General features: G+C 69.0%; 11 protein-coding genes. 8 read left to right on the top strand and 3 right to left on the bottom strand.

The features are described 5' to 3' along the window. Complete coding sequence (locus FVQ89_RS09285) at window positions 1-2331, top strand: bifunctional diguanylate cyclase/phosphodiesterase (RefSeq protein ID WP_147901689.1); 2331 nt, start codon at window positions 1-3, stop codon at window positions 2329-2331. A gap of 3 nt (window positions 2332-2334) precedes the next feature. Here FVQ89_RS09285 and FVQ89_RS09290 read toward each other — a convergent pair whose 3' ends face one another. Continuing rightward, window positions 2335-3900 (bottom strand): chitinase, encoded by a 1566-nt coding sequence (locus FVQ89_RS09290; RefSeq protein ID WP_147901690.1) that lies wholly within the window; start codon window positions 3898-3900, stop codon window positions 2335-2337. Between the two features lie 449 nt (window positions 3901-4349). Here FVQ89_RS09290 and FVQ89_RS09295 point away from each other — a divergent pair, with 449 nt between their 5' ends. Then, window positions 4350-6365, top strand: a complete 2016-nt coding sequence (locus FVQ89_RS09295; RefSeq protein WP_255513609.1) for a glycosyltransferase family 2 protein — start codon at window positions 4350-4352, stop codon at window positions 6363-6365. A 1-nt stretch (window position 6366) separates the two neighbouring features. Here FVQ89_RS09295 and glgB read toward each other — a convergent pair whose 3' ends face one another. Together glgB and FVQ89_RS09305 are read right to left on the bottom strand one after the other, a co-directional pair. Then, window positions 6367-8559 carry a 1,4-alpha-glucan branching protein GlgB gene (gene glgB, locus FVQ89_RS09300; RefSeq protein ID WP_147901691.1) on the bottom strand — a complete coding sequence of 731 codons (2193 nt, stop codon included), beginning with the start codon at window positions 8557-8559 and terminating at the stop codon, window positions 6367-6369. 1 nt (window position 8560) lies between these two features. Further along, window positions 8561-10669 carry an alpha-1,4-glucan--maltose-1-phosphate maltosyltransferase gene (locus FVQ89_RS09305; RefSeq protein ID WP_147901692.1) on the bottom strand — a complete coding sequence of 703 codons (2109 nt, stop codon included), beginning with the start codon at window positions 10667-10669 and terminating at the stop codon, window positions 8561-8563. A gap of 294 nt (window positions 10670-10963) precedes the next feature. On the opposite strand from FVQ89_RS09305, the gene FVQ89_RS09310 reads away from it, so the two are divergent. The 6 genes from FVQ89_RS09310 (at window position 10964) to glgP (ending at window position 17856) form a co-directional block, all read left to right on the top strand. Continuing rightward, window positions 10964-11596 carry an alternate-type signal peptide domain-containing protein gene (locus tag FVQ89_RS09310; protein ID WP_187264983.1) on the top strand — a complete coding sequence of 211 codons (633 nt, stop codon included), beginning with the start codon at window positions 10964-10966 and terminating at the stop codon, window positions 11594-11596. Between the two features lie 172 nt (window positions 11597-11768). Next, entirely contained in the window at window positions 11769-12371 is a 603-nt protein-coding gene (locus tag FVQ89_RS09315; RefSeq protein WP_147901694.1) for a hypothetical protein, read from the top strand. Continuing rightward, the gene (locus tag FVQ89_RS09320; protein WP_147901695.1) at window positions 12368-13735 is read left to right on the top strand and encodes an RICIN domain-containing protein; all 1368 of its coding nucleotides are present in this window, start codon (window positions 12368-12370) and stop codon (window positions 13733-13735) included. The genes FVQ89_RS09315 and FVQ89_RS09320 overlap by 4 nt, the downstream gene beginning before the upstream one ends. Continuing rightward, complete coding sequence (locus FVQ89_RS09325; RefSeq protein WP_147901696.1) at window positions 13735-14619, top strand: hypothetical protein; 885 nt, start codon at window positions 13735-13737, stop codon at window positions 14617-14619. Before FVQ89_RS09320 ends, FVQ89_RS09325 begins: the two co-directional genes overlap by 1 nt. Further along, a complete protein-coding gene (locus FVQ89_RS09330) occupies window positions 14616-15272 on the top strand; it encodes a signal peptidase I (RefSeq protein WP_255513528.1) in 657 nt (218 codons plus the stop codon). The genes FVQ89_RS09325 and FVQ89_RS09330 overlap by 4 nt, the downstream gene beginning before the upstream one ends. 28 nt (window positions 15273-15300) lie before the next feature. Then, complete coding sequence (glgP, locus tag FVQ89_RS09335) at window positions 15301-17856, top strand: alpha-glucan family phosphorylase (protein ID WP_147901697.1); 2556 nt, start codon at window positions 15301-15303, stop codon at window positions 17854-17856. Window positions 17857-17865: the final 9 nt, after the last annotated feature.

A 17865-nucleotide genomic window follows, 5' to 3' on the forward strand; every position in this document is an offset into this window, starting at 1 on the left:
ATGGCCGTGGCGCGGATGAGCCGCCGAGATCTGTTCCTCGCAACGGGAGAGGTCGTCGTCGCGGCGGTCGTCGTGGTCATCGTGCTGCTCCAGCCGCAGTCGCCGCAGTGGCCGCTGAACGTGACCTTGTTGTTGCTCGTTGCGTGCACCGCTGCGGCATCGGCCGTGCGCATCCGCGTCTCCCGTGCGCCGTCCGGGCAGGTCACGCTGGGGATCTCGGCCGCGCTGCTGAGCATCGGCCTCGTGCCGGGCAGCGAGTGGGTGACCCTGCTCTTCTGGGCGGTGGGGATGGGCATCGGTTGGGGAGTGATCCAGCGCGGGTTCATCGCGGGTCTTCGCGCTGCCAGCCGGTCGGTGGTGCTGGGGGCGGCGTTCGTCGCCGTGTGGTTGCCGCTCGGGATGGAGATCGCGCTTCCTCTCGTGGCGATCACTGCGACCTCCGCGTACGTCGCGCTGGCGGTTCTCGTTCACATCTCAGTTCAGCTGGTCCGGGGAGTGCGGTTCGCGACCATCATGCGCGAGCTCATCGTTCGGCGGATCATCGCTGCATTCGCGTTGAACACGGCCATCATGCTTGTGGTGATCCGGGTGCGCACCCAGGTCCTCGACGCGGGACCGGAGTCGCAGGTCGAGCTCGGCATCATCATCTCCCTCACCGCGACCACGGCCATCATCTCGGCCGTGTCGATGCTGGTCACCGCCCGCGATGCGCGGCGTCGGCTGGATGGCGTGTTCGCGGCCGCCGAGGCTCTCCCGTGGCCGGCGGATCGAGAGCCCTTCGACCTCATGCGCGAGTTCGCCACTCGTGCGCTCGGTACCGCTCGGGTGGAGGTGCGTGAGGTGCCGCCGGACCCTCGGATCGAGATCGGCGCCCGGGTGCGCACACCGACCGCCGAGACCGCGTACCTCGTCGCCCGCCGTCAGCCGGGCCAGTCGCCGTTCCTCGACCGCGACGTACAGACGCTCGCCGCCATCGCCAGAATCGGCGAGGAGACCGTTCGGGCGCGAGTGGAGACGATGGGCCTCATCGAAGAGGCGCAGACGGATCCGCTGACCGGCCTGCGCAACTACCGCGCGTTCCAGTCGGCCCTCACGACCGCGTTGCGCGCGGGCCCCGTCGCCGTCGTCTACCTCGACGTCGACAACTTCAAGTCGATCAACGACGCTCACGGTCACGAGGCGGGCAACCGCGTGCTGCAGGTTGTCGCCGCCCGACTCGGGCGCGCCGTGCGCCCGAGCGACATCGTCGCGCGCGTCGGCGGCGACGAGTTCGTCGTGATCCTCACCGAGGTCGTCGATCTCGCCCACGCCGAGCGGATCGCGGCGCGCATCACCCGGACGGTCAGTCCGCCGATCGACGTCGGAGGCGGCGTCATCGCCCTCACCCTGTCCACCGGACTCAGCTTCTCCGACGGCGACTCGGCCATCGACGCCGCAGCGCTCGTGGAGCAGGCGGATGCGCGGATGTACGCGAGTCGCGGGCGCGCATCCGGCGGGCTCCGCGCGGACGTCGATCAGGTGACGCTCGTCGGTGAAGCGGGCGACACCGTGCGCGCCGCGGCGGAGGTCATCGACCAGAAGCTCATCACCGTGGAATATCAGCCCATCGTCGACAACGTTCTCGGCGCGATCATCGGTCTCGAGGCTCTCGTGCGCGCTACGCACCCGACGGCCGGTGCGATCACGCCGAGCCTCCTGATTCACGAGGCGCGCCGCACGGGGCGGCTCGACATGCTGACCGATCAGGTGCTCGACCTGGTTCTGCGCGATGCCCCGCGGATTCGGGAGGTCGCCCCCGATCTCGCCGAGATGCACGTGAACGTCGAGGTTGATCAGCTGGTGCCGGCGCGGCTGCTTCCCCGCCTCGAGGCGATCATCGGCGAAACCGGGGACATGATCCTCACGCTCGAGATGACCGAGAATTCGCTCAACAAGGCCACCGAGGCGCAGTTGTCGGACCTCAGGGAGTTGCGATCCGCGGGGATGCACTTCGCCCTCGACGACTTCGGGCAGGCTTACTCGACGATGCTCGCGATCGTGCAGTACCCGTTCGACACGCTCAAAGTCGACCGGGTGCTCGTGGAGGAGTCACCCGATTCGCAGAAGTCGCGGCAGGTGATGCGCTCACTCGTGACGCTCTCGCGCAAGCTCGGCGTCACGATGGTGGTCGAGGGTGTCGAGACCTTCGAAGAGCGCGATCGCCTCGCGAGCCTCGGCGTACGGTACATGCAGGGCTTCCTGTTCGGCAGGCCGGAGCCCATCGACGTGCTCCTCGCCCGGTTCGCCGCGCACGGTACGGACGTCGCCAACGCGACGCGCCCCGAGCTCTGAGTCTCAGCCGTCGGCGGAGTCGGCGTCAGCGAGCAGGCGGGTGACCTCGTCATCCGACAGACGCTCCCACGGCGAATCGCCGGGGGAAGCGAGCGCCACTTCCGGGCTCGCGGTCTGGTTCCACCAGCGCGCCTGGTAGGCGATGCCTTCGTACAGGATCCGGTCGCCGGCCTCGTAGATCGCCTCGGGATCCCACGTCGGGTAGAAGCCCTCCGGGAGCGTCGGCACCGCGATCGGTGTCTCGCCATCGAGCACAGGGCCGATGTAGCGCCACGGGGTGCTCGACTCCTCCGCCACGGGATCGTCCGGCAGGTCGCCCTGGGTCCACCACTTCGCCTCGTACACGTTGCGGTGCCACACGATCTTCGTTCCGGCCGGGTAGGAGGCGCTCTCGTTCCAGATCGGGTACGGGCTCGTCTCGGGGTCGTCCTCGTCGGAGCCCGACTCCACCGGTTCGGCGGTCGTGGCGACCGCGGAGGCGTCCGGTGAGGCGTCGAAGCCGTCCGCGAGGAGTTCGGCGTAGGTCGTGTCGCCCTGGTCGACGCCGCTGCAGGCGTCGCTCACGCGTGTCGTGTCGCCGTAGTTGACGCTGCAGGTCTTGTCGCGGTTCAACGACCACATCGACATGCGCCCGAGTTCCGTCTCGATGCCGAACGCGTTGAGCGCCTTCGCGTCGGCGAGGGTGAAGATGTCGGTCGAGACGTCGTTCTGACCGATCATCGGGGTCGCGCCGATCTTGCGCCAGAGCGAGCGATCGCCGAGCTGGATCCCCGCCGAGCGGTAGAGGCCGGCCAGCTGATCGTGCGTGCTCTGCAGGGCGCGGATCGACGCATCCGACATCGACTCGCTGCTGCTCCGACTCTCGCCGAAGTTCATCGTCATCGCGTTGACACCCGCCAGGTCGACCCCGGCGGCAAGGAACCGGGCGACGGTAGCCGAGCCGTCCGCGGTGAGGCCGTCAGGGGAGACGGGCAGGGTGAGCCACACGGCCAGCTGGTCGCCCGCGTCGCGTCGGGACTGCTGCAGTGCGGCGACGGCCTCGGCCCTCAGCTCTCCGCTTGCTGTGTCGGCGAGCGCGGTCCCCTCGATGTCGAAGTCGATCGTCGTGAGGTCGTACCGCTCGACCACGGCGCGGTATGCATCCTCGAGCTCCGATGCGGAGTCGCAATCGAGCGCGAGCTCGTCGTTCGCCTGACCGCCGAACGAGACGATGACGTCGCGGTCCTGGTCGCGCATGCGGGCGATCCTGCGGTCGAGATCGAGGCTCGCGGCGGCCTCCGTGAGGCTGTAGGCGCCGCCCCAGCTGGGGGAGCAGGCGCCATTGGAGACGACGAACGCGAGCGTCACGTTCTCGGTGCCGTCGGATGTCTCCGTCTCGACGGCATAGCTCGGAGTCGCCGTGATGTCGACGTATCCGGCGAACCACGGGGCAGCCTCGGAATCCACCTCGGCGGTGTCCTGCACCCAACGCACGCCGACGAACGCGGAATAGCCCAGCGCGCCGACGACGACGAGCAGGATGGTGAGCCGGAGCCAGGAGAAGCGGCGACCGGCGAAGCGTGACGACATGACGGGGCGGGAGGTCCCTCTGTGCGGGTGAACGGGTCCCGACGCCCCTGAACGGGGGCGGGGGCACGCGTGTGTGCGGATGTTATCCTACTGGGCGTTCTTCGGAACTCCCCGAGACCTGCGGCTCCCACTCGACCCTGAGGACCCAGGTTCCCCTGCTGCCCACGATGGGACCCTGAGTGACGTCTGCCAAGTCGGCCGCTGCTCGTCGGCGCCAATGGGGCGCTGAACGCCGACCTGAGCCGCTGGCGATCCTCCATGAGAGGCCGAGCTCCACGAAGGTCACTCTGGGGCGTCTGTCGATCGTGTTCACGGTCTTCGCATGGGCGATGTACGTGATCACCACGGTCATCCGCGAATTCTTCGACAACGACGACCTCGACTTCCGGTTCGCGGCCGAAGCCACGTCCTACCTGCTGGTCGTCACGGGTCTCACCTTCTCGGCGCTCATGTATCTGCTCGCCCGACAAGGCGCTCTCTACCGCTTCCGTGATCATCGGCGCTCGCCGCGCGCGGTCGTCGACCGCCACTACGCGGCCGACTATGACGAGCGGGTCACCGTGCTCGTGCCCTCGTACATCGAGGAGCTCCAGGTCGTGCGCAAGACCCTGTGGTCGGCAGCGCTCCAGGAGTTCCCGGACGTGCGGGTCGTGCTGCTGATCGACGACCCGCCGTATCCGACCGACCCCGAGCGCCTCGCGGAGCTCGAGGAGACCCGGCGGATCCCGCAGGAGATCGAAGCGACTCTCGCGCCGATCGCACAGCGCATGGAGAAGTTCTCCCGGAAGCAGGCGAAGCGCATCGCCGAACGTGGTCGGGTGACCGTCGACGACGTCGAAGCGCTCGCCGATCAGTATCGCTACGCGGTTCACTGGCTCGAGCGCCGCGCAGACGCGTGGCCGCTCGAGGACCACACCGACGTGTTCTTCATCGACCGCGTGCTGCTCGGTCTCGCGAGCGAGCTGCGGTTGACGACACTCGCGCTCGACGCCGCGCTCGACCAGGGCGGAACCCCGGACGCGGAGCGCATGGCGGAGCTCGTGCGACGACTCGTGTGGACCTTCCGCGCGAGCCTCACCTCGTTCGAGCGCAAGACCTACGCCTCGGTCTCGCACGAGGCGAACAAGGCGATGAACCTCAACGCCTACATCGCTCTGATCGGCAAGCGCTGGCGCACCGAGCACAACTCGGACGGCGTCGTGCTCGTCGAGGCGGAGGCCGACGAGCCCGCCGACCTCGACATCCCCGACTCGACCTACTTGCTCACCCTCGATGCCGACTCGATGCTGCTGCGCGACTACTGCCTGCGCCTCGTCGAGCACCTCGAGCAGGAGGGCAACGAGCGCATCGCGGTCATCCAGACCCCGTACTCCGCCTATCGCGGCGCCCCCACCCGCATCGAGCGGATCGCGGGCGCGACGACCGACGTGCAGCACATCCTGCACCAGGGGCTCACGTATTACGGGGCGACCTTCTGGGTGGGTGCCAACGCGGTCATCCGCAAGCGCGCGCTCGAGGACATCGTCGAGGTCGAGAACGTCGGCGGGTACGTGATCCGCACGTACATCCAGGACCGCACCGTCATCGAGGACACCGAGTCGTCGATCGACATCGCGACCCACGGATGGACGCTCTACAACTACCCCGAACGACTCAGCTACTCGTCGACGCCGCCCGACTTCGGATCTCTCATCGTGCAGCGCCGCCGCTGGGCGAACGGCGGTCTGCTGATCCTCCCGAAGCTCTCGCAGCAGCTGCGCGAGCGCCGGCTGCGGCGGGAGCCGATCCTGCTGCGCGAGACGCTCCTGCGCATCAACTACATGGCATCGATCTCGTGGGCGAGCTTCGGGCTCATCTTCCTGCTCGCCTATCCGTACGACGGGCGGTTGCTGAGCCCCTGGATCCTCGCCGCCGCGATCCCGTACTTCCTCTCGCAGGCGTCCGATCTGCGGCTCTCGGGCTACCGACGCCTCGACATCTTCCGCATCTACGGCTTCAACCTCGTGCTGCTCGCCGTGAACCTCGCGGGTGTCGTGAAGTCGGTGCAGCAGGCCGTCACGGGCGAGAAGATCCCCTTCGCCCGCACTCCGAAGGTCGCCAACCGGACCGCGGCGCCGGGCCTGTACGTGTTCGTTCCGTACTTCATCGTCGGATTCTCGATCCTCACCTTCTGGCGCGACTTCTCGGCGCAGAACTGGGGAAACGCGACCTTCGCCGCCTTCAACGCCGTGATGTGCGTGTGGGCGATCCTCGCGTACATCGGGGTGTTGAACTCGATCACCGACATGGTGCTCGGCGTCGTCAACTGGCTGTGGGTCGAGCGCAAGCCCGCTCCCGTCGAGCAGACCCGCGACCCGAAGGCGCCGATCAACTGGGAGGGCATCCTCTACAACGGCGAGCGACGGCTCGGACGCGACCTCCGGCGCGATCTGGACCGACGGCGCCGGGTGGGCATCCGGTTCTGAGTCAGCCGCGGGCGAGCAATAGCGCCGCGAGCGGCGGCAGGGTGAGCTCGACGGATGCCGGTTGGCCGTGCCACGGCTCGTCGCTCGCCGTCACCCGACCGAGGTTGCCGACGCCCGATCCGCCGAACTCGACGGCGTCGGTGTTGAGCAGTTCCCGCCACGTGCCGGATGCCGGCAATCCGATGCGGTATGGGCCGACGGGGTTGCCGCCGAAGTTCACGATGCAGGCGATCTCCTCGCCCGAGCGCGAGCGGCGCAGGAACGCCACGACGTTGGATCCGGGATCGCTCGTGATCCAGGTGAAACCCGCTGGGTCGGAATCGAGCTCCCAGAGGGCGGGGGTCTCGCGGTAGATCCGCCCCAGCTGGCCGACGAGCCTCTGGAGGCCCTGGTGCGCCGGCTGATCGAGGATCCACCAGTCGAGTCCGCGTTGCTCGGACCATTCCGAGGGCTGGCCGAACTCCGACCCCATGAACAGCAGCTGCTTGCCCGGATGCGCCCACATGAAGCCGAGGTAGGCGCGCACATTGGCGAGCTTCTGCCACTGGTCGCCCGGCATCTTCGCGAGCAGCGACCCCTTGCCGTGCACGACCTCGTCGTGGCTGATCGGCAGCAGGAAGCTCTCGCTGAACGCGTACAGGAACGAGAAGGTGATGTCGCCGTGGTGATCGCCGCGCCACATCGGGTCTTCGTGGATGTACTGCAGCGAGTCGTGCATCCAGCCCATGTTCCACTTGAGGCCGAAGCCCAGGCCGCCGTCGCTGGTGGGGCGGGTGACGCCGGGCCACGAGGTGGACTCCTCGGCGATCATCACGATGCCGGCGTTCCGCTTATAGGCGGTGGCGTTGACCTCCTGGAGGAACGAGATCGCCTCGAGGTTCTCGCGGCCGCCGTGGATGTTGGGAACCCACTCGCCGTCCTTGCGGGAGTAGTCCCGGTAGAGCATGCTCGCCACCGCGTCGACGCGCAGACCGTCGATGTGGAAATCCTCGAGCCAGTACAGCGCGTTCGCCACGAGGAAGTTGCGGACCTGCGAGTTGCCGAAGTCGAACACGAGCGTGCCCCAGTCGGGGTGCTCGCCGATGCGAGGATCGCTGTGCTCGTAGAGCGGCTCGCCGTCGAAGCGGGCGAGCGCCCATTCGTCCTTCGGGAAGTGCGCGGGAACCCAGTCCATGATCACGCCGATGCCCGCCGCGTGGAGCCGGTCGACGAGGTGACGGAAGTCGTCGGGGTGACCGAAGCGGCTGGTGGGCGCGTAGTAGCCCGTGACCTGGTACCCCCACGACCCGCCGAACGGATGCTCGGCGAGGGGCATGAACTCCACGTGGGTGAAGCCGAGCTCGGTCACGTAGGCGATGAGCTCGTCGGCGATGTCACGGTAGCCGAGCCCCGGCCGCCAGGAGCCGAGGTGCAGTTCGTAGACCGACATCGGGCCCTGGTGCGGGTCGGTCGTCGCGCGGCGTTCCATCCACTCCGAGTCGCCCCAGGTGTACGAACTCGTGCCCACCACCGATCCGGTGGACGGCGGCACCTCGGTGTAGCGAGCCATCGGGTCGGCGCGGGTGACCCATCCGGAGGAGGGGCTGAGCAGCTGGAACTTGTAGACCCCGCCCGCGCCGACTCCGGGCACGAAGAGCTCCCAGACGCCGGAGTCGTCGAGGCGGCGCATCGCGTGGCCGGTGCCGTCCCAGCTGTTGAAGTCTCCGACCACGCGGGCCGCCTGGGCGTGCGGTGCCCACACCACGAAGCCCGTGCCGGCGACACCCTCGTGCTCCTTCACCTGGGCGCCGAAGACGTGCCAGAGCTGCTCGTGGCGCCCCTCGCCCCACAGGAACAGGTCGACCTCGCCGATCGAGGGCCCGAAGCGGTACGGGTCCTCGACGATCCAGTCCGGGCCCTCGGGATAGCTCGTGCGGATGCGGTACGCGCCGGGAGCCGAGGTGCGCGCCTGCCACAGTCCCCGGTCGACATGCGCGAGCTCGACCTCGCTGCCGTCGCCGAGCATCGCCGTCACGGATCGAGCGAGCGGCCGCAGGGCGCGGATCACCCATCCGTCGGCGTCCTCGTGGGCGCCGAGCCAGTCGTGCGGACGCGGATGCCGGGCCTCGGCGAGGCTCGCTACGAGACCCCCGTCGAGCGGTGGGAGGCCATCGTCCTGCGCTGCGGCTCCTTCGGGGGTGCGACGGCGAGGCATCTCAACGTCCCTTCTGCGGCTCGACCGCGAGGATATGGACGGGCTCGTCGAACGCATCCAGCCGGACGTAGTTCGAGGAGCCCCACGTCCACCGGGCATCGGTGACGAGGTCGTGCACGGTGAACGATGCGTCCGGGTCGAGACCGATCGCCTCGAGGTCGAGATGCACCATCGTCTCGCGCACCGAGTGCGGGTCGACGTTGGCGACGACGATGAGGGTGTCGGCGCGTCCCGAGGGGGTGAAGGCGCCGTCGAGGTGCTTCGAGTACACGAGCACGGAGTCGTCATCGCTCCAGTGGATGCGCAGGTTGCGCAGCTGCTGCAGGGCCGGGTGGGCGCTCCTGATCCCGTTGAGCATCGTCAAATACGGCGCGAGGCTGCGCCCGGCGGCCTCGGAGCCCGCCCAGTCGCGATGCTTGTACTCGTACTTCTCGTTGTCGATGTTCTCTTCGGAGCCCGGCCGCGCGACATCCTCGAACAGCTCGTATCCGGCGTAGACGCCCCAGGAGGGCGAACCGGTCGCGGCGATCGCTGCGCGCACCTTGTAAGCGGGTCGGCCGCCGAACTGCAGGTACTCGGTCAGGATGTCGGGCGTGTTCACGAACAGGTTCGGGCGCAGATAGTCGGCCGATTCGCCCGCGATTCCGGTGAGGAACTCCTCGAGCTCGTCTTTCGTGTTCCGCCAGGTGAAGTACGTGTACGACTGGTGGAACCCGGCTCCCGCGAGCGAGTGGAGCATCGCGGGCCGAGTGAACGCCTCGGCGAGGAACACGACCTCCGGATGCCGGTCGGCGATCTCGCCGAGCAACCACTCCCAGAAGTCGAGGGGCTTCGTGTGGGGGTTGTCGACGCGGAAGATGCGCACGCCCCGCGAGATCCAGAGCTCGACGATCCGCAGGATCTCGGCGCGGATGCCCTCGGGGTCGTCGTCGAAGTTCAGGGGGTAGATGTCCTGGTACTTCTTCGGCGGGTTCTCGGCGTAGGCGATCGACCCGTCGGGGCGCCGGGTGAACCACTCCGGGTGCTCGGTGACCCAGGGGTGGTCGGGAGAGCACTGGAGGGCGAGGTCGAGAGCGACCTCGAGACCGTTGGCTTCGGCCTGCCGGACGAAGAACCGGAAGTCGGCGAGGCCGCCGAGGTCCGGGTGGATGGCGTCGTGCCCGCCCTCTGCTGCACCGATCGCCCAGGGGCTGCCGGGATCTTGGGGGCCGGCGACTGTGGAGTTGTTCGGACCCTTGCGGTGTGCGCGACCGATCGGGTGGATGGGCGGCAGGTAGATCACGTCGAATCCCATGGCGGCGACGCCGGGCAGCCGCTTCGCGGCGGTGCGGAAGGTTCCCGACACCCAGGTGCCATCGCGCTTCAGACGCGCCCCCTCGGAGCGCGGGAAGAATTCGTACCAGCTGCCGACGGCGGCGCGGGCGGTCTCGACGATGAGCTCGACGGACTCCGACCAGGTGGTGAGCGAGCGCACGGGATGGCGCGCGAGCATCGCGACGAGCCGTCGGTCGTGCGCGACCTTCAGCCGATCTGCCGCAGAGAGGGAGGAGTCGAGGAAGGCGGTGCGCGCATCGGCCGCCGTCTTTCCGGCGATGCCCTCCAGCAGCTCGGCACCCATCGCGAACACGAGCGCCGGATCGTCGCCCGCACCGATCTTGATCTCCGCCGCATGCAGCCAGGTTGCCCAGTCGTCGCTGTAGGCGTGCACGCGGTAGCTGTGGGCACCCAGGGCGTCGGCTCGCACCTCCGCTCGCCAGCGATCGGTGCCGGGGGCGACCAGCGTCATGGGGTGCAGCGTCACGGAGCCATCGGGATGCGTCAGCTCGACCTCGGCGCCGATGATCCCGTGACCCTCGCGGAAGACGGTCGCCTCGAAGGGCACCACCTCGCCCAGGTAGCTCTTCGCGGGCCATCGTCCCTCCGGCTGCTGGGGCGCGAGATGCCGGATCGGGATCCTCCCGATCCGGGCCGGCCGCGGGTTGGTGGCGGGGGGAGTGTGGTCGGTGGGCACGTTCCGACCGTATCGCGTCGATTCGCGTCCCCCGAGGTTGGCGGCGGGGGTTGCGCGTGACTCCCGTTTGGGGGAGGGGACAACACGGTCGTCCCCCATATGTACCCCAGTGAGAAATGCGCAAGACTCCGCAACAAATAAGAAACCCCTGGTCAGAACGATTGTGAACGTGAACACCCGATTGTTCATCTGCCCCTCGCAGTGGGGGGCGGTTGTGCCCTTGTCCTCCACATGGAGGACACAAGAATGGGATGCGGGGCACAGAGCTCCGCCGAATGCCACTCGAAGGCAACGGCACCAACCCGAACAACACAAAACCCGAAACCCGCCAGCGCCACGCGCCTCATCTACTTGCGCGCGCTTACTCGCAGGCGCTCGAAAGGACAATCCGAAATGAACAAGGTCGCCAAGGGCACCATCGCTGCAGCCGCCGGCGTCATCCTGCTCATGGGTGGCGCGGGTTCGCTCGCCTACTGGAACGACACCGCGAACGCCGGCCCCGCCAGCGGGAGCAACACCATCACCGCGGGAACCCTCTCGGTCGCCGCCGTCAACAACGGCACCTGGACCAAGGGCTTCTACAACAACGCCGGCACGCAGGTCACGGCTCCGGCCGCCGTCACGAGCCTCGCGAACGTGCGCCTCGTTCCCGGCAACCGCCTCGTCTACACGCAGACGTTCAACGTGAGCGCGAGCGGTGACGACCTCTACTTCACGATCGGCAGCACCTCGGGCGCCGTCACCGCGGCCTCCGTTGCCGCGGCCGACACCGCCCTCGCCGCGCAGATCAACGCCTCCGGCACCACCGCCTTCTCGGTCGCCTCGGTGACCGGCGGCAACGTGGTCGCTTCCGGTGTCACCTCCGGCGTCTACAAGGTCAGCTCGAACACCGGCGGCCCGTCGACCATCACGGTCACCTGGACCATCGACTTCCCGTTCGGCGCCTCCGCCGTCAACACCGCCAAGCTCGGTGCGGTCAACCTGTCGCAGGGGTCGCTGACCCTCACGCAGGTCGCCGCTCCGTAACCCGAACAGCGAGGGGCCGGAAACCCGAACCGGCCCCTCGCAACGGGAGTGGCGGCTCCCACCCGAACGCACCACCTGCACTACCCGAATCACCCGAACTACCCGAACCACCTGCGTCACCCGGACACCTGCAGCACCCCGAACGCTCCACGACTCGATACGGATGAGACCCATGCCCCGCACGCGTCAGCCCGCTCACCCCCCGCGCGGCCGCCGCTCCACCGAAGGAGCCCGGCGCCGCCTGCCCCGCGTGACCCTCGGCCGCATCTTCGGCGCCACCGCGGCAGTGATCGTCGGCACGATGGCCGCCGTCGTCGCCGCGGGCGGCAGCTACGCGTATCTGAACGCGAGCGCCGTCGTCGGCCAGACCGGTGCCGCGGTCACCGCGGGCACCAGCACCCTGCTCGTCCAGCGCGGTAGCGACGCCGCCGCCGCCACCGTCGTGCTCCCGTCGTCGCTCTTCCAGGGGATGCTCCCCGGCGACGTCGTCAACCAGACCCTCACCGTGCTCAACACGGGAGACGCAGACCTCCAGGTGACCGCCGCTCTGACCGGCACCAGCGCCTGGGAGACGCGCGTCGCCGTGGGAGCGTGTCCCTCATCCGGCACGCTCCCCGGCGGCGCGCTCACCACGGTCCCCTCCGCGTCCGGCGGCCTCGCCGCGGGCACGTCCGCCGCGATCTGCCTGCAGGTCGTGTTGCCCGCGACAGCGCCGGCGTCCGCGGAGGGGACCACCACCTCGTTCAGCCTCGTCCTCACCGGGAGCCAGGCATGAGTCGGGGGTTCGGACTGAAGTCGCGCATCGCCGCCGTGACGGCGATCACCGGCTTCCTCGTGCTGGCGGGCACGGGAGCCGGCTGGGCCTACTGGTCGAGCCAGGCGAACGTGCAGGTCCAGACGGCTTCCGCCGACCTCACGCTCGACGCGACCGGGTTCGATTCCCTCGCGAAGACCTTCACCAACGACTCGCTGAGCCACACCGGCTCGGTCTCGGTGAAGAACACGACGACCACCACGAGCACCCAGAAGGGTGCCGTGACGCTCACGTTCAGCGCGACCGGCCAGAGCACCTCGTTCCTCCAGAACTTCGCGATCCTCGTGTGGCAGTCGACGACGGCGAACCCGTGCACCGCATCCGCGACCCCGGGAACCTCGCTCCTGTCGAGCAACTGGGGCAGCACCTCCAGCTACACGACTCCCGCCGCGAGCGGGTTCAGCGCCGGTGAGACGCGCACCTACTGCGTGCGCACCACGGTCGCGACCCGCGAGTCGGTCGCCACGACCGCCGGGTCGGTGACCTTCACCCCCCGCATCAGCGGCAGCATCGCGGTCGGCTCGTTCACCGGAACCGATGCCGAGACCACCACGCAGGCGACCGGCTACATCTACACGCCGTCGACGATCACCACGAGCACGTCCACCTATTACTGGGTGCGTCCCAACCTCAGCTCCACCGACTACTCGACCTACTGCGCCGACGTGAACGGCGGATCGCCCGGATCCGGGACGACCGTCATCTCCTACGGATGCAAGACGAGTGGAGCCGAGAACCAGGTGTGGCGGTTCACCGGAATCTCCGGACGCACGGGTTACTACACGATCACCACCCGCGCGAACACGAACTACCTGATCGACGGCTCCAGCGGCACCCTGCGCACGCAGACCTCCTCGGGCGCCACGTCGCAGGCCTGGCACCTGCAGCACGTCAGTGGCAGCATCTACCAGATCGTCAACGACGCGTCCGGACTCTGCTGGACCTCGCCCATCGGATCCGGCATCAACCTCGGCGACATCACCCTCGCGTCGTGCTCGAGCTCGGCGCAGCAGCAGTTCGTGATGTCGCGTGCCGTCTCGAGCGTCTCGTGCACCTATAGCGGCGGCAACTTCTCGGTCTCGCTCACCGCCGCACCCAGCACCCCGTACTCGGTCCTCGCCGATGGCACGACTCGTGACACCGAGACCACCAACGCGAGCGGCACGACCACCCTCAGCTTCTCGCGCACCTCGGCGTCGTCGGGCACGCACGATCTCGAGGTCTACGACGAGAACGGCACGCGCGTCGCGTTCGGCTCGTACACCCGCAGCACCTTCTCGTCCAGCACGAACTCGAACTCGTGCTCCATCGGGGACATGATGTGATGGCCACGCGACGGATCCACGCCGCCGGGATGGCGGTAGCGCTCGCCGGGGCTGCGGCCCTGGTGGTCGTCCCTGCGCTCGGTGCCGCCGCACCGGCGAGCGCCGATGTCCAGCCGATCGCGCTCTCGGCGGACGGCAGCACCTTCGTCGACGACCTCGGTACCGCCCTATTCGGAGGCGCGAAGATCGTCCCCGGGGCCTCGGTCACCCGCACCTTCTGGGTGAAGAACCGCACAGCCGAGCCCGGCCACCTCGCCGTCGCCGTGCAGGGCGTCGGCAGCGCCGACCCGGAGCTCCTCGCGCGACTCACCGTCTCCGCCGACGCGGATGGGACGCCCGGCTCGGATGTCGCTCTCGCCGACGTCGATCCGTGCGCGACGCTCGTCAGCGGGGTCACGCTCGCCGGCTCCGGCGCCATGCAGGTCGATGTCGTGCTCGCGCTCGGCGATCTCGCCGGACTCGATGCCCAGGGATCGCTCGGCACGTTCGACCTGCGCGTGACCCTCACGAGCACCGACGTCGACGCGCCCGACGGGTGCGCGACCGTCGACCCGCCCACCGACGGCGGCTCCGGCTCCGGAGGGTCCGGTTCCGGCGGATCCGGCTCGACCGGCACGGCCGGCTCCGGCGGTTCCAGCGTCGTGGTGACCGGTGCCGGTGGCGGCTCCGCCCCCGCAGACACCGACACGGCAGAAGAGCCCGTCGCATCCGGCGAGGACGGCAGCCTTCAGGGCGAGCCCGCCGGAGCCAGCTTCACCCCATGGAACACCGACCGTTTCTACCAGGAGTACATCGTCGCGCTGTGGCTCGTCGGCATGATCGTGGGCGCCATCTACGCCCTCGCTCGTCGCCGTCGTCGCCGCAGCACAGAGGAGGACGCATGAGCACCATGACCACACCGCGCCCGACCGTCGCACCGGTCGAGCTCGCGCCGCTCGCACCCATGCCCGCGCAGGTCGCCGTCCGCGGTCGACGCCGCGCGCTGAAGGAACGCGGGCTGCTCGGCTACCTCGCGCTCGGACTCAGCTGGGGGCTGCTCGCCTTCGTTCTGCTCGTCGCGGCTCTCGTCGTCGTCGTCCCGGCCGCGACCGGATCCACCCCGTACACGATCCTCACGAGCTCGATGGAGCCGAACATGCCCGCGGGCACGCTCATCGTCGTGAAGCCCACGGATGTCGACGACATCCAGATGGGCGATGTGATCACGTACCAGCTGAACTCCGGTCAGTCCGAGGTCGTCACGCACCGGGTGATCGCGATCCAGGGTGAGAACCTCACCGACGGCGAGCGGCACTTCATCACCCAGGGCGATGCGAACTCCGCGCCCGACGAGAACCCGGTCCGCGAGGTGCAGGTGCGCGGTACCGTCTGGTACTCGGTGCCCTGGATCGGCTGGGTCAACAACCTCGTCAACGGCGACATGCGCGCCGTCGTCATCCCGATCGTGGCCGTGCTGCTGTTCGGCTACGCCGGATGGATGCTCGTCACGAGCCGAATCGACAAGCGTCGGTCACGCGAAACCTCCGCGACATCCTGAGAGAGGTTCGCCGATCTAGGGTTGAGCCGTGAAGGCCATCCGTCGGTTCACCGTCCGATCCGTTCTGCCCGAGGAGCTGCTCCCGCTGGAGGAGCTCGCCGCGAATCTGCGGTGGTCATGGCATCAGCCGACCCTCGATCTGTTCCGCGACATCGCGCCGGACCTGTGGGACGAGCTCGGGCGCGACCCCTATGGACTGCTGGGCGAGGTTCCGCCCGCACGGCTCGCCGAGCTCGCATCCGACGAGGTGTACCTCGCCCGCATGACGGCCCAGCGCGACGAGCTGCGCGCCTACCTCTCGGAACCCCGCTGGTACCAGGGAATCGGCGGCGACACCCCGCGGACGATCGCCTACTTCTCGCCCGAGTTCGGCATCGCCGAGGCGCTGCCGCAGTACTCCGGCGGCCTCGGGATCCTCGCGGGCGACCACCTCAAGTCGGCATCGGATCTGGGGGTGCCGATCGTCGGCGTGGGCCTGTTCTACCGGTCCGGATACTTCCGCCAGGCGATCTCACGCGACGGGTGGCAACTCGAAAGCTACCCGGTGCTCGACCCCGACGGCCTGCCGATGAACGTCCTCCGGGCACCGGATGGGGCGGCCGCGCAGGTCGTGCTCGCCCTGCCCGGCGGCACGGCGCTCACGGCGCGGATCTGGCGGCTCGCGGTGGGGCGTGTCACGCTGCTGCTCCTCGACACCGACATCCCCGAGAACGACGAGGCCCTGCGCAGCGTCACCGACCGTCTCTACGGGGGAGGCGGTGAACATCGCCTGCTGCAGGAACTGCTGCTCGGGATCGGCGGAGCGCGGGCCGTCGCCCTCTACGCCCGGCTTGCCGACATCCCCCAGCCGGAGGTCTTCCACACCAACGAAGGGCACGCGGGCTTCCTCGGGCTCGAGCGCATCCGCGAACTCGTGGCAGGCGGGCTCTCGTTCGCCGAGGCGCTGCGCGTGGTGCGCTCGGGGACCGTGTTCACCACCCACACCCCGGTCGCGGCAGGCATCGACCGCTTCGAGGCTCCGCTCGTGGAGCGCTACTTCTCGACCGATCTGCTGCCCGGCATCGACGTCGCCGATGTGCTCGCGCTCGGCGCCGAGGATTACGAGGGCGGAACGCCCGACACCTTCAACATGGCCGTGATGGGGCTGCGTCTCGCCCAGCGCGCGAACGGCGTCTCGCAACTCCACGGCGACGTCAGCCGCCACATGTTCGGCGCCCTGTGGCCCGGGTTCGACGCCGACGAGGTGCCGATCGCCTCGATCACGAACGGCGTGCACCCCTCCACGTGGACGGACCCCGAGGTGCGTCGACTCGCGGCGTCGCGCCTCGGTAATGAGGACTCCACGGCGGTCGACTGGACGAGCCCGGATGTCAGCGACGCCGAGATCTGGAAGCTGCGCGGCACGCTGCGCGCGCAGCTCGTCGCCGACGCCCGCGCCCGGATGACCGCCGCCTGGGAGGAGCAGAACCCGACGAGCCCCGCCCCGCCCTGGTATCGCGACCTGCTCTCGCCGGATGTGCTGACGATCGGCTTCGCCCGGCGCGTACCCACCTACAAGCGCCTCACTCTCATGCTCCACGACCCCGAGCGGCTGCGGGCGCTGCTCACCGATCCGGATCGGCCGGTCCAGCTCGTCGTGGCGGGCAAGTCGCATCCTGCCGACGACGGGGGCAAGCGGCTCATTCAGCTGCTCGTCGAGTTCTCGCAGGACCCTGCGGTGCGTGAACGCATCGTGTTCCTGCCCGACTACGACATCGGCATGGCGCAGAAGCTGTACCCGGGGTGCGACGTGTGGCTCAACAACCCGCTGCGGCCCCTCGAGGCGTGCGGCACCTCCGGGATGAAGGCGGCCCTGAACGGCAGCCTCAACCTGTCGATCCTCGACGGATGGTGGAACGAGTTCCACGACGACCACAACGGGTGGGCGATCCCGTCGGCGGACTCCGCGGGCGACGGAGCCGAGCGCGACGCCCTCGAGGCGGCGGCGATGTACGACCTCATCGAGCACCAGATCGCCCCCCGGTTCTACGACCGCGGGGTCGATGGCGTGCCGACGGCGTGGGTCGGCGACATCCGGCACACCCTCGACACCCTCTCGCCGGCGCTCTCGGCGGATCGCATGGTGCGCGAGTACGTCGAGCGACTGTACCTGCCTGCGGCGTCAGCGATGCAGGCGATCCGCGCCGACGACGCGGCTCCGGCGCGCGAACTGGCCGCGTGGGTCGCGCGGGTGACGGCGGCGTGGCCTGAGGTGCACGTGGCGCATGTGGAGTCCGGGGGAGTGGATGCGACCCCGCAGGTGGGGGAGGAGTTGCGGGTTCGCGCGTTCGTGGAGCTCGGCGAGCTCACCCCCGACGATGTCGCCGTCGAGCTCGTCTACGGTCGACCGCGCACGGGGGAGCAGCTGTCGGAGGTGCGGATCGCGGAACTCGCGCTCGAGAGCCACGACCTCGGCCGACCGGCGGTCTTCCTCGGGTCGGTGACCTTCGACCGTGCCGGAGCCTTCGGCTACACGGTGCGCGTCATCCCGCGCCACCCGCTCCTGGCCTCCTCCGCCGAGCTCCCCCTCCTCACCCTCCCCTGACCCCGTCCC

It is taken from the genome of Homoserinibacter sp. GY 40078, assembly GCF_008017545.1.
Lineage (GTDB): Bacteria > Actinomycetota > Actinomycetes > Actinomycetales > Microbacteriaceae > Homoserinibacter.